The sequence below is a fragment of the Coprococcus intestinalis genome (assembly GCF_023656595.1).
GTDB classification, from domain to species: Bacteria; Bacillota; Clostridia; order Lachnospirales; family Lachnospiraceae; genus Coprococcus_A; species Coprococcus_A intestinihominis.
The window spans coordinates 42013-54706 of sequence record NZ_JAMOKJ010000020.1 but is presented as its reverse complement, the minus strand read 5'-3'; the positions used below and the strand labels follow the sequence as shown (position 1 = coordinate 54706).

Annotated in this window: 13 protein-coding genes; all 13 read right to left on the bottom strand. The window is 43.7% G+C overall.

What is annotated here, in order from left to right:
* Positions 1–399 precede the first annotated feature (399 nt).
* The 13 genes from NBH03_RS13535 to NBH03_RS13475 all read right to left on the bottom strand — a co-directional run bounded on the left by NBH03_RS13535 (position 400) and on the right by NBH03_RS13475 (position 12532).
* Positions 400–1485 carry an ABC transporter permease gene (locus NBH03_RS13535; RefSeq protein ID WP_250799880.1) on the bottom strand — a complete coding sequence of 362 codons (1086 nt, stop codon included), beginning with the start codon at positions 1483–1485 and terminating at the stop codon, positions 400–402.
* A gap of 1 nt (position 1486) precedes the next feature.
* On the bottom strand, positions 1487–2362 hold the full coding sequence (locus NBH03_RS13530; RefSeq protein WP_215690894.1) for an ABC transporter ATP-binding protein: 876 nt from the start codon (positions 2360–2362) through the stop codon (positions 1487–1489).
* On the bottom strand, positions 2350–3219 hold the full coding sequence (locus NBH03_RS13525) for a hypothetical protein (protein WP_250799879.1): 870 nt from the start codon (positions 3217–3219) through the stop codon (positions 2350–2352). The genes NBH03_RS13530 and NBH03_RS13525 overlap by 13 nt, the downstream gene beginning before the upstream one ends.
* Entirely contained in the window at positions 3209–3742 is a 534-nt protein-coding gene (locus NBH03_RS13520; RefSeq protein WP_250799878.1) for an RNA polymerase sigma factor, read from the bottom strand. Before NBH03_RS13520 ends, NBH03_RS13525 begins: the two co-directional genes overlap by 11 nt.
* A 178-nt stretch (positions 3743–3920) precedes the next feature.
* Entirely contained in the window at positions 3921–4454 is a 534-nt protein-coding gene (locus NBH03_RS13515) for a methylated-DNA--[protein]-cysteine S-methyltransferase (RefSeq protein ID WP_250799881.1), read from the bottom strand.
* A 14-nt stretch (positions 4455–4468) separates the two neighbouring features.
* Positions 4469–5113, bottom strand: a complete 645-nt coding sequence (locus tag NBH03_RS13510; RefSeq protein WP_215690897.1) for a DNA-3-methyladenine glycosylase family protein — start codon at positions 5111–5113, stop codon at positions 4469–4471.
* A 239-nt stretch (positions 5114–5352) separates the two neighbouring features.
* Complete coding sequence (locus NBH03_RS13505; protein ID WP_215690898.1) at positions 5353–6135, bottom strand: shikimate kinase; 783 nt, start codon at positions 6133–6135, stop codon at positions 5353–5355.
* A gap of 211 nt (positions 6136–6346) precedes the next feature.
* Positions 6347–7618, bottom strand: coding sequence for a phosphoribosylamine--glycine ligase (gene purD / locus NBH03_RS13500; RefSeq protein WP_117540262.1), 1272 nt, complete (start codon positions 7616–7618; stop codon positions 6347–6349).
* A gap of 149 nt (positions 7619–7767) precedes the next feature.
* Complete coding sequence (gene purN / locus NBH03_RS13495) at positions 7768–8394, bottom strand: phosphoribosylglycinamide formyltransferase (RefSeq protein WP_227082074.1); 627 nt, start codon at positions 8392–8394, stop codon at positions 7768–7770.
* Positions 8388–9413 (bottom strand): phosphoribosylformylglycinamidine cyclo-ligase, encoded by a 1026-nt coding sequence (purM, locus tag NBH03_RS13490; protein ID WP_250799877.1) that lies wholly within the window; start codon positions 9411–9413, stop codon positions 8388–8390. Before purM ends, purN begins: the two co-directional genes overlap by 7 nt.
* Before the next feature lie 92 nt (positions 9414–9505).
* Positions 9506–10870 (bottom strand): amidophosphoribosyltransferase, encoded by a 1365-nt coding sequence (gene purF / locus NBH03_RS13485; RefSeq protein WP_250799876.1) that lies wholly within the window; start codon positions 10868–10870, stop codon positions 9506–9508.
* Between the two features lie 4 nt (positions 10871–10874).
* Entirely contained in the window at positions 10875–11390 is a 516-nt protein-coding gene (gene purE / locus NBH03_RS13480) for a 5-(carboxyamino)imidazole ribonucleotide mutase (protein WP_015515041.1), read from the bottom strand.
* A 14-nt stretch (positions 11391–11404) separates the two neighbouring features.
* A complete protein-coding gene (locus NBH03_RS13475; RefSeq protein ID WP_117540270.1) occupies positions 11405–12532 on the bottom strand; it encodes a 5-(carboxyamino)imidazole ribonucleotide synthase in 1128 nt (375 codons plus the stop codon).
* Positions 12533–12694 lie beyond the last annotated feature (162 nt).

The following is a 12694-nucleotide window of genomic DNA, read 5'->3' as shown; positions in this document are numbered from 1 at the left end:
TTTAACTCCGTTTTCAGGGATTTCATATATCTAAGTCATTATTTTTCTATTTTGTATAGAATTTAACCCTGCAAAGTAGAATTTACTTCTGCAAAGTAGAAGTTACTTTTGCAACTCACCTATCAGACAAAGGCCTTGCAAAAGGAAGGGAAACATCGAAGGTACCGAAGAAGGACGCAATATTCTGAATGTGCTGGCCAAACACGATTATTTGTAAAAACTCATAAAAATCCCCTATTTGATATAAAACCCCCTAAGAAAGAAACCTCCGCTAAAACAACGCGCACCCGCACGAAACGTTTTAGCGGATGTTTCCTTATCAGGGGGGGAATTTTATTTTGTCATCTATTATTAGATCAACTGTCTTCATGATTCAATTTTGGCTTTAAACTAATTGCTCTAAGCTATTTGCCTGTTTTTATAAGCAATGGTTCCTTCTGCCAGGCATGCAGCGGCGAAAATGATGTTGATGGTAAATACAAGCTGCCAGATGTTATAGATGTCTTTGACCATGTTTGTCATGATCAGGAATACCGGCATGGCATCGACGATGAGGGCCATAAAGCCGCCAAAAAATATTCTTACTATCACCGGCAGTCCCCAGCATGCTGCAGAGATGATGACGGCTCCAAATGAACTGTTCTGATGGGCAGATACACACAGGGTAATAGCACACAATGATAAAAAGGCTTCTAAGGCAAGCATGAGTAAGACTGCCAGATATTTTGAAAACATCACTGACTGATGCCTGATGCTTTCAGACAGTACAAGTCCTGCGATGTTATTGAATCCATTTAACCCATACACAACCTGACATAAGACCAGGTTTATCACCGCAAACCACAGAAAGACAGAAATTGTAAATGTCAAAGCAGCGGCTATTTTTGCCATGACGTCCTTTCTTCTTCCCTCTTCTGTGCTGAAAATCAGCGGCAGCATTTTCGTCTGGCTCTCCTCTGCAAAAATAGTTGACACACTGCAAATAACCAGTATACTTCCCAATATCAGGCCAAACTGCAGCATTTCAACAAATATTTTCCAGCCTGTTGTGTAAGTCAGATAAGGTGTTATCCCCAGTTTTTCACAGTTTTCCCCCAGTTCTGTTTCCGCAATCATATATCTTTCTGTTGGAGTAATGCCGTTTTCCCATGCCCCATTGGTAAAATATCGTGTCACAAAATCATTTAAAAAGTTCCCGTCTCTCCATCCCGGCATATTTTCTTCCAACTTGGATGGCAGACCATATTTTTCAACAATTTGATGAACCTTTTCATCTGTCAGCTCGCCTTCAAATTCTTTCGTGATTTTCTTGTTCATCTTCACAGCCTCATAACCGGAATAAACGCTTCCATCCACTGCAGCTATTTCCCCGCCTACTTCTGCAAACCAAAAATAAGCCAACAACAATGCGGTAGCGGCAAATAGTCCGATTCTAAATATTTTGTTGTGATAGAGTTTGTATAATTCCATTCTATAAAGCCGCATTTTACGTTTCCTCCGCTGACTGTGTTTCATAAAGATAGGCATCTTCAAGAGTCCCCTCCAGAAGTTCTGCCTCCCGCATGGGCTGTTTTTCTGAAATCACTCTTAATTCGATATTTTCACCATTACTTCTCATATTGCTTACAACAAAACGCTGCCCAAGGCACTCGGCTTCTTTTTCCGAAACAATGCATTTCCAAACGTGGCCTTTCACTTTCTCTGTTAGCTCCGCCTCTGTTCCTTCCTGAATGAGTTCTCCGTTTTTCATGATTAAAATGCGGTCTGCAATATACTCTATATCCGACACAATATGAGTAGACAGCAAAACAATTCTGTCTTTGCCTAAGGAACTGATGATATTGCGAAAACGCACTCTCTCCTTCGGGTCAAGCCCTGCTGTAGGCTCATCCAAAACCAGAATTTCCGGATTGTTTAAAAGTGTCTGGGCAATGCCGATTCTTCGAAGCATCCCTCCGGAAAAAGTTTTCAGCTTTTTCCTGCGCACATTTTTCAATTCTACCATAGTCAGAAGTTCTTCAATCCGCTTTTCTGCATCATCTTTCGGCAATGCTTTTAAAGCCGCCATATACCTGAGAAAACGCTCCGCAGTAAAATCAGGATAAAATCCAAAATCCTGCGGCAAATAGCCCAGGAGTTTTCGATATTCTGCTCCCATACCGGAAATTTCAAGATTATCACAGCAAATCTTTCCCTTCGTTGGCTGCATAACACCGCAAATCAATCGCATCAATGTTGTCTTTCCTGCCCCATTTTCTCCCAACAGACCATATACCCCATTTGTAAATGTATAATCCACTTCACGGACGGCATCTTTGTCTTTGTATCTTTTCCAAACATCCATCAATTTTAATTCATGCATAACACATCACCTTTTTCCATTTTATTAAATAGCCTTTTTATCTGAATGACAAATAAAAGTAATGACAGTATAAAGCCTGCTGTCCATATCCGGTTAGCTGCCGTAAACATAATGCCCGGAATAGCCCCGAGAACACCATAGCCAATGGACATCAAAAAGCCACTGATGACAAATAGAAACGAATGCTTTTTTCCTGTTTCCATTGACAAAATTCCCAGGGCAATCATCCCCGACAACAGATAAGGTGTCAGAATATAAAGCCCCACCTGCAATAATCCAACACGCCAGAAGCCATTCAAATAACCTGCCAGCAAAAACAGCACCACAACATTGACCATCCCGGATATTACCATCCATGCAGCCACACATTGCTTTGTATTAAAATAACAGCTTGCTCCCAACTCTGCCATTTTTCCAAAAAACATCTTATCAATCACACCAATGGATGTGATGCTTAAAATTCCTGCTCCCGCCATACACACGGTGATAATTTCATTCTGACTCACTCCGGTATATTGCAGCACCGCAATAAAAATAATGCCCAGACAGATAAGGCCGCCATAAATATAGAAAAACAGTTTATCCATATACTGAAATTGCTGAAGCAGAATATTTTTAACGGACATCCTCAACTGTTCCTGTTTTTCAGTATTTCTACTCTCGACTCCCCTTATATCAATTTCTTGCTGCCTGATTTCCTGCTTCTCGATTCTCCCCGACTCAATTCTCTGCTTCTCTATTCCCTGATTCTCAATTTCCATCAGCACTATCTGATAAGCCATTTGCTTCCTTTTTTCATCAATATGTACCTGCGCATCTGCTCTTTTAAAAAGATTCTTTATTTCACTATCGCTCATCTTCATCCTCCTCCATCATCCTTTTCAACTGACTGATACCTAATCGAAACCGTGACTTTGCCGTGGACACACTGCATCCCATCATACCAGCAATATCTTTAAACTTCATTTCTTCATACATCCGCAGAACAACTACTTCCCTGATATCCGGCGAAAGCGCCTTTAACAGATTCTGCAAATAAATGATATCTTCTGTTTCCTTTATCTGATTTCCTGGTTTCGGTATCTTATCAAGTTCTTCCCATTCAACCGGGGTTTCTGTGCCTTTCTTATCCCGAAAATAATCAAAACAGAGGTTTCTTGCAATCATCAAAAGATATCCTTTGAGGTTTTGATGATGATAAAAAGTTCCGTATTTGATAAATTTTAAAAAACTTTCCTGCGCAATATCATAAGCATCCTCTTCAGATTGAACCATATAAAGACAAAAACGATAAATATCTACATAATATCTCTCAATAATCAGGCCAGCTGCTTCTTTATCTCCATTATGCAGTTTTTGTATCAATTCTCTTTCTTTCATCGTGTTTTCTCCTAATTCAATATCTGTACATATTATATAACCATTGTAAACCGGAAAAAGTTCACCGTGGACAAAAAAACAGACAGCTAAATTTATAACTGCCTGCTAAAAAAGTATTTTCCTTTTTCTGTCTCATTCATGTAACCTCATCCACTCCTCAATAAAATCCCTTATTTCATCAGGATTCTTGAATTCTCTTCGGAATAAAAAATTTGGTCATATCTGTTTTCTCTAATTCCAACAATCGTACCTTTTTGTCAATTCCGCCTGCATATCCCGTCAGGCTGCCATTTGCACCGACCACACGGTGACATGGAATGATAATAGAGACTTCGTTATGCCCTACTGCACCGCCGACTGCCTGTGCAGACATATGATCCATGCCATGCTTTTCAGCCAGTTGTCCGGCAATCTCTCCATATGTCGTTGTCTGACCATACGGAATCTGCAGCAAAATCTGCCACACTTCCTGTCTGAATGCAGATCCGATCGGATGAAGAGGCGGTGTAAAATTCGGTTCTTCGCCGGAAAAATACACATCCAGCCATCTTTTGGACTCTGCAAGAATCGGTGTTTCCCGCACAATATGTTCATCCGGAAGTATGTTGGCAAAGTATTTCTGCCCAACAAACCACAATCCTGTCAGACCGATTTCATCAGCAGCCAACAGGATATCCCCCATTGGTGACTGATATTGACATGTATATACCATCATTTTCCTCCATCTTACTTCTTCTGTGTCTTCGGTTTATAATCTCTCATTCCCGAAATAGCTCCGCCTGCTACTGCCCACAAATACAGACTGGCCACACTGCAGTAAGGACTAAACCGCCTGCGATACTTTTCAAACAACTTCCGGTCAATCTTGCGGTGATGATAAACCATACGAAGTCCACGCTGGATAGCCAGATCATCATAGCTGAATATATCCGGCCGCTGCAGACAGAAAAGCAAGATCATCTCCGCTGTCCATACACCAATTCCTTTCAGAGAAGCCAGTTCTTTGATGGCCGCCTCGTCCGACATCTGAGCGACTGTTTCCAGATCAAAGACGCCCTCATGAACCTTTCTGGCAAAGTCCGTAATATATTCTGCCTTACGAAAGGTCATCCCCAAAGACTGCAGCTTGGAAATGTCCGCTGAAAGAATAGTTACAGCATTCACTTCTCCCAAAGTCTCCTTCATCCGCTGCCAGATGGTTGCCTGTGCTTTCGTAGAAATCTGCTGACCGATAATATGATGAACCACTGCAGAAAACAAATCTGTATCCACTTCTCTTTCTATCATCCCTATCTGATCAATGACTTCTGACAGCTTTTTATCTTTATTTCGAAGATAAGTTATCTCATTTTCACCATATTCAAAATACATCCTTCATCTCCCATCCACACATTCTGCACAGGCCCTCTTCAATTTCTTCATCCAGATTATTCCTTTCATCCATGGCCCTGCATTACACGCTTTGCAGTTCTAACTACCCCCTATCATACCATGAAATATTCCCTTTTACAAGCGAAAAAGCAAACAGTTGTTCTTTTTAGTTTCAAAGGCAACTATTTGCTTCTGCAAAACACTATAAAAATCTATTATGCTGTCATCAAAAATACGTTCTATTCATCTGCACTTCTCAGCTTATGGATCATTTCCTCGCAGATTTCAAGTGCACTCTTGCCGTCAGTCTGAACAACGATATCCGCTGCTGCTTCATACTTTGCTCTTCTTGCTTCCATCAAATCCGCAATATACTCTACATTCTTGTGACCATTCAAAAGCGGACGTTCGTCACTGTCCTTCACGCGGTCAAGAATGGTCTGCGGGTCTGCTTTCAAAAGAACAACCTTGCCGTTCTTCTTCATCTCAGCCACGTTGCGTTCACGCATAGCCACACCGCCGCCACAGGAAATAATGACATTCTGCTTGGACTGCATGTCAATCAACAACTGTGTCTCAAGGTTGCGGAAGTATTCCTCTCCATAAGTCTCAAAAATTTCCGAAATGCTCATGCCCTGCTGTTCGGCGATCACCTGATCCATCTCAACCACATCCATGGCCAGTGCATCTCTCAAAAACGCAGAGATTGTACTCTTTCCTGCTCCCATGAAACCGATCAGCACAATATTGTAATCGAAAAGTTTCTTTCCCTGAATCTTCTTGCTGTTGTAGAGAACTCGCGCATAAATATCAGCAATCTCTTCCTGATGCACATTACCTTTCAATTCTATGTCCAGTGCCTCTTTCTGTCTGCTCTCCTGCTCCGGCTGAAGAATCTGCATCTGATTCTTCTCCTTCAATGCCATAATCTTCTCAACCACATCGAATCGTTTCATCAATATATCTACAAGCTGAGTATCACAGGATAAAAGTTCCTGCCGCAATAAATCCAGTTCCTTCATGTTCCGCTCTCCTTGTTTCTGTAGTTTAACGCTTTAAGTTATTACATTGTACCATAAATTTACAACTAAAGAAACCTGTAATTTCATTTATTTATTTTATTGGTTATCCTGCGCAGTTTTCATACGAACTACAACATTCACAATCATCATCTGAATTTTTCTTTCCAAAAACAGGACCCGCTTTTGCGGGTCCTGATAAAAGATTCATATGTTATGCTTCATCAATGGCTTTGCCGATATCATGACGCATATATTTGTTGTCAAATTCAATCCATTCGGTTGCTTTATAGGCATTAGCTCTTGCTTCTTTCAGCGTTGTGCCTTTAGCTGTGACACCAAGTACACGTCCACCGTTTGTCACAATGCCTTTTTCATTGCGCTTTGTGCCTGCATGGAAACAATAGTAACCTTCATCCGCATGAAATTTCTCAAAACCTGTGATCGGATAACCTTTTTCGTAGGAAACCGGATAACCATCAGAAGCCAGGACAACACAAACTGCCGCATTGTCTTCAAATTCCAGATGCTTTTCAGCCAGTTTGCCGTCGATGCATGCCTCAAACATTTCCACCAGATCTGTCTTCATTCTCGGAAGTACAACCTGTGTTTCAGGATCACCGAATCTGGCATTATATTCCAGCACCTTCGGACCGTCTTCTGTCAGCATCAAACCAACAAAAAGGATGCCCACAAAATCTCTGCCTTCTGCTTTCATCGCTGCCATCGTAGGCTTGAAAATATGCTCCATACAGAAAGCATTCACTTCTTCTGTATAGAAAGGACTTGGGGAAAATGTACCCATACCGCCTGTATTTAAGCCCTGATCGCCATCTTTTGCACGTTTATGATCCTGAGCAGATGTCATCGGTACAATATTGGTTCCGTCACAGAAGCAAAGGGCCGACACCTCACGTCCTGTCATAAACTCTTCCACAACCATCTGATTGCCAGCTGAACCGAATTTCTTGTCTTCCATGATCTCTTTAACACCGGCGCGGGCTTCTTCAAGATTCTGGCAGATAAGAACACCTTTGCCCAGGGCCAGACCATCAGCCTTTAATACGATTGGCATCTTGGCCGTTTCAAGATAATCAAGGGCTGCCTGCGGATCCGTGAAATTCTCATAAGCAGCAGTCGGAATACCATATTTTTTCATCAGATCTTTGGAAAAGGCTTTGGAGCCCTCGATAATGGCTGCATTCTTACGCGGTCCGAATACTCTCAGTCCTTCTGCCTCAAAAGCATCCACAATACCGCCCACCAGCGGATCATCCATGCCGATCACCGTCAGATCAATGGCTTTTTCCTTTGCAAAGGCAACCAGCTTATCAAATTCCATGGCACCGATCGGTACACATTCTGCAACTTCTTCAATACCGGCATTGCCCGGTGCACAGTAAACTTTATCTACAAGAGGACTTTCTGCGACCTTCCATGCGATGGCATGCTCTCTTCCACCGCCGCCAACGATTAATACTTTCATTCTGCTCATCCTTTCTTTCATATATAACTCAAATATCCGCCGATTCCACCAAATCAAAAGGCAGAATCGGCGGATGAACCTATTCAAAATCAACTCACGAATTCCGATACAGGATTCAAAGTCACATTGCAGACTTGGAGTCTTGAAGTCTACTCCTCTACAAACACTCTGCCATCCTTCACATGCACTTTGTCATGGGCGATCAGATCAATAACTTTCGGCATAATCTGCCATTCAGCCTGCTCCATAATTCTGCGCTGAAGCACCTCAGGCGTATCATCCGGGCGTACTTCCACCGGCTTCTGCATGATGATCGGGCCTGTATCAGTTCCCTCATCAACAAAATGCACCGTTGCACCGCTGATCTTCACACCACGCTTTAAGGCAGCCTCATGAACATGCAGTCCATAATAACCGGTTCCACAGAAAGACGGGATCAACGACGGATGGATATTGATCATCCTGTTTCTGTAGGCTTTGATCATCTTCTCTGGCACAACCACCATAAAGCCTGCCAATACAATGAGATCCACACCCCGGGCATTGACAGCTTCCAGCAGAGCATCATTAAAAAGCTCACGATCTGCATACTGTTTCGGAGAAATACATACTGCTTCAATACCGGCTTTCGCCGCTCTCTCCAGTGCTTTTGCCTTTGGATTATTGCTGATCACCACTTTGATCTCTGTGTCGGTGATACGTCCATCGGCAATGCTGTCGATAATGGCCTGGAGATTGGTGCCGCCGCCGGATACAAGTACTGCAATCTTTAACATAATGTCACACCCTTTTCGCCCTCTGTCAGTTCACCAACGATATAGGCTTTCTCACCTGCTTCTTCAAGAAGCTTCATTGTTTTATCAACATCTGCAGGATCAACACCAATCACCATACCAAGACCCATGTTGAAAGTATTGTACATCATCTGTTCGGCAATATCACCTTTTTCTGCAATAAGTTTGAAGATAGCCGGAACTTCATAGCTGTCTTTCTTCACAACAGCATGAACACCTTCCGGCAGCATACGTGGAATATTCTCATAAAATCCGCCGCCCGTAATATGGGAGCATCCCTTAAGCGTCACACCGCCGTCTTTAACTGCCTTCAGGGCTTTGACATAAATTCTTGTAGGCGCGATCAATGCTTCACCTAAAGTTGTGCCAAGTTCATCATAGTATGTATCCAATGATTCCTTTGTCATATTGAATACTTTGCGGACAAGGGAGAAACCATTGCTGTGTACACCGGAAGAAGCGATGCCGATAAGCACATCACCTTTCTTCAGATTCTCACCTGTGATCAGATCCTTCTTATCTACAACACCTACTGCAAAACCTGCAAGATCGTACTCATCCTCAGGCATCAGTCCCGGATGCTCCGCTGTCTCACCGCCGATCAGTGCTGCACCGGACTGCTTGCACCCTTCAGCAACACCGCTGACGATTGTGGCAATCTTCTCAGGATAGTTCTTGCCGCATGCAATATAATCAAGGAAGAAAAGCGGTTCACCGCCGGCACAAGCCACATCATTCACACACATAGCCACTGCATCAATACCGATCGTGTCATGTTTGTCCATAAGGAAAGCCAGTTTCACCTTTGTGCCGCAGCCATCTGTACCTGATAAAAGGATCGGCTCTTCCATTTTCTTGATATTTTCAAGAGAAAAAGCACCTGAAAATCCGCCGAGACCGCCAAGTACTTCCGGACGCATGGTTCCTTTGACAAATTTCTTCATGAGTTCTACTGATTCGTATCCTGCTTCAATATCTACACCGGCATTTTTGTAATCCATTTATATTTCCTCCTTGATAAAAGCACTCTGATTATGATTAATTGTTCGATTCAAAATCCGTTCCCGGATTCTTATTTCACTATTTCTATCTGCTATTTCGTTGGGTAATCACCGTTAAAACATGCCATGCAGAAACCACCTGCGGCATCCGGACATGCAGCTACCATACCCTCACTGGACAGGAAGGCAAGTGAATCCGCTCCCGTCATCTTGCAGACCGCATCCACTCCCTGCTCATGGAAGATCAGTTTCTTCTCTTCCGGCATGGAAGCGCCATAATAACATGGATGTGAAATGGTTGCTGATGCGATTCTCAGATGTACACTCTTAGCTCCGGCATGGCGAAGCAGCTCAACTAACGTCTGAGCCGTTGTACCGCGCACCATGGAGTCATCCACAACCACAATGTTCTTGTCCTTCACCTGGCTCTTAATCACAGAAAGCTTCATATGAATCTTTCTGTCAAACAAAATCCCTTCCGGCTTCACCAGATTATTACCGTAGTATTTATTTTTTACAAAAGCATCCACCATAGGGATTCCCAGTGTATCTGCATATCCGGCTGCTGCTGCCAGACCCGAATCCGGTACCCATACAACCGCATCTGCATCTGCAGGCGCTTCCTTTGCCAGATGGCATCCCATATTGTATCTCGCCTTGTAAACTTCCTGACCACCGAAGACACTGGCCGGATGTGAATAATAAATATACTCATAAATGCAGGCACGTATCGGCTGCGCCTGCATACCCTGGATGGAATGCGGGCCTTCTGCATTGATGACCACAATCTCCCCGGGCTGGATATCTCTCACATAATCAACATTCAATTCATCAAAGGCACATGTCTCTGAAGAAAGGAACCATGAATGATCTTCCCTGCCAAGTACCAGCGGACGAATGCCCTGGGGATCTCTGACACCGATCACCTTTCTCGGCGTCATCACCAGCATCGCGTATCCGCCTTTGAGCATCGGCATAATAGAAGCAATCGCCTCCTCAATGGTCGGATAATTATTTCTTGCTCTGGAAATCAACACAGAGATTACTTCCGCCGCTTCCATTGTCTGGAATACAGAACCTTTCAGTTCCAGATCATGGCGAATCTCCTCGATATTCGTCAATCCGCCGTTTAAAGCAACAGCCATATGACCGCTTGTGTAACGGATCACGATGGGCTGTGCATTCTCGCGGGCATCCGATCCGTCATATCTGAGAATGTGGCCAATACCTGCATGTCCCTGAAGCTTCTCGAGCTTCATTTCATCAAAAACTTCTGTCACAAGGCCTTCATCCTTCACATAGGAAAAATTACCCTGATTGTCATTCACACAGATACCTGCTGCCTCCATGCCGCGATGCTGCATGGAAAACAGTCCGTAATATATTAAATGGGATGTATGAAAGCCGTTATTGTCAAACATGCCAAACAAACCACATCTGTCCATCATTTTCTCCATCTGCTTACATCTCCTTTAAATACGCTTCATAGCCGATATGCTCAAGCTTGTCAGCCTTATTCAGTACCGTCTGCTCAAGCTTGCTGCTGTATGCTTTCAGTCTCTCACGCAATGCGGCATCCTCTGTGGCCAGAATCTTGGCTGCCAGAAGTCCTGCATTCTGTGCACCATTGATGGCCACTGTAGCAACCGGTATGCCCGGTGGCATCTGGACGATAGAATAAAGAGAATCCACACCGCCAAGAGCCTTTGTCTGCACCGGTACACCAATAACAGGGAGCACCGTCATAGCCGCAGTCATCCCCGGAAGATGGGCTGCCCCGCCGGCACCTGCAATAATCACTGAAAGGCCTTTTTCCTCGGCTGTCTTTGCATATTCGCATAATCTGTCCGGTGTTCTGTGTGCCGAAACAATCGTCAGTTCATAAGGCACCTGCAATTCATCCAGTATCTCTGCTGCCTTCGACATAACCGGCAGATCGGAATCACTGCCCATAATAATGCCAACCTTTACGCTCATTCCCATTACCTCCGTTAAAACTTGATCTTTGAATGCGCATAGCGCGCTTTAAAAAGTGCATCTTCAATCGTCTTATCTGTCACTGTGATATGCCCCATCTTACGGCCAACTCTGCATTCCTCTTTGCCGTAAATATGGATCTTCACTTCAGGATACTTATAAGCTTCTTCCAGTCCATGGACTTCAGCCTTCTTATTCACATTTCCGATAATATTCTTCATCACTGTCGGGCGTATCAGTTCCGTACTGCCAAGGGGCAGTCCAAGAATCGCCCGGATATGATTCTCGTACTGTGAAGTCACACAGCCCTCTATTGTATAATGTCCTGAATTGTGCGGACGCGGCGCCAGCTCATTGACAAGCACATGCTGATCCTTTGTCACAAAAAGTTCGATACAGAGCATACCATAGGCATTAAAAGCATGCACCGCTTTCCTTGCCACATCCATGGCTTCTTCCCGACAGGCTTCTGTGATATCCGCCGGTACCGTTGTCTCATCCAGAATGCTGTTCACATGCACATTTTCTGCCACCGGGAATACCGCTACATCGCCGTTAGTGCTGCGGCAGACCAAAATCGATACTTCCTTTAAAAACGGCACATATTCTTCCACCATCAGGGGCAGCCTGCCTGCGCCCAGACTCTCATAGGCCTCGCGAATATCTTCTCTTGTATGGATCACCGCATTCCCCTTGCCGTCATAACCGCCTGTACAGGTCTTCAAAATCACCGGATAACCGAAATAGTCACAATCCTCCACCAGCTGTTCATAAGAGTCTGCCTTTCGAAAATCAGGAACCGGCAGACCATGTGACATCAGCCACTGCTTCTGATCGTATTTGTTCTGAATATGCAAAAGTGTCTCACTGGAAGGATAAACAGGACATCCCTTTGCCTCCACCTGCTGCAGCGCCTTCACACTGATGTGCTCAAATTCATACGTCACCACATCCACCTTCGAGGCCAGTTCCTCAATGGCTGCCACATCATCAAAATCTGCTACAATATGTTCATCTGCAATGCTGTGAGCCGGGCAATGCAGGGTTGGATCAAGAATTACAAAATAATCATCCAGCCGCTTAGCATCAAGAATCATCATTTTGCCAAGCTGACCGCCGCCGATAATACCGATCTTATGCATGTTAAACGCTCCTTTTATAATGATATCTTATAAATAAGTGGATACTCTTATTATAAACCATTCTTATAAATTCACTTTTTCCTATCAAAAAGGCAAAATTCATCAGAATCTGACTCTATTGTAACCGTACTGAGCTTTTACGTCAATACTTAAGCGAAAAAA

What these genes read in the sequence shown, in the direction of transcription:
- NBH03_RS13520 (WP_250799878.1), bottom strand. Translation starts at nt 3,742, where the DNA reads ATGAAAGAAAGAGAATTGATACAAAAACTGCATAATGGAGATAAAGAA.
- NBH03_RS13525 (WP_250799879.1), bottom strand. Translation starts at nt 3,219, where the DNA reads ATGAGCGATAGTGAAATAAAGAATCTTTTTAAAAGAGCAGATGCGCAG.
- NBH03_RS13475 (WP_117540270.1), bottom strand. Translation starts at nt 12,532, where the DNA reads ATGCATAAGATCGGTATTATCGGCGGCGGTCAGCTTGGCAAAATGATG.
- purM (WP_250799877.1), bottom strand. Translation starts at nt 9,413, where the DNA reads ATGGATTACAAAAATGCCGGTGTAGATATTGAAGCAGGATACGAATCA.
- NBH03_RS13505 (WP_215690898.1), bottom strand. Translation starts at nt 6,135, where the DNA reads ATGAAGGAACTGGATTTATTGCGGCAGGAACTTTTATCCTGTGATACT.
- purE (WP_015515041.1), bottom strand. Translation starts at nt 11,390, where the DNA reads ATGAGCGTAAAGGTTGGCATTATTATGGGCAGTGATTCCGATCTGCCG.
- NBH03_RS13515 (WP_250799881.1), bottom strand. Translation starts at nt 4,454, where the DNA reads ATGGTATATACATGTCAATATCAGTCACCAATGGGGGATATCCTGTTG.
- NBH03_RS13535 (WP_250799880.1), bottom strand. Translation starts at nt 1,485, where the DNA reads ATGCGGCTTTATAGAATGGAATTATACAAACTCTATCACAACAAAATA.
- NBH03_RS13530 (WP_215690894.1), bottom strand. Translation starts at nt 2,362, where the DNA reads ATGCATGAATTAAAATTGATGGATGTTTGGAAAAGATACAAAGACAAA.
- purF (WP_250799876.1), bottom strand. Translation starts at nt 10,870, where the DNA reads ATGGAGAAAATGATGGACAGATGTGGTTTGTTTGGCATGTTTGACAAT.
- purN (WP_227082074.1), bottom strand. Translation starts at nt 8,394, where the DNA reads ATGTTAAAGATTGCAGTACTTGTATCCGGCGGCGGCACCAATCTCCAG.
- purD (WP_117540262.1), bottom strand. Translation starts at nt 7,618, where the DNA reads ATGAAAGTATTAATCGTTGGCGGCGGTGGAAGAGAGCATGCCATCGCA.
- NBH03_RS13510 (WP_215690897.1), bottom strand. Translation starts at nt 5,113, where the DNA reads ATGTATTTTGAATATGGTGAAAATGAGATAACTTATCTTCGAAATAAA.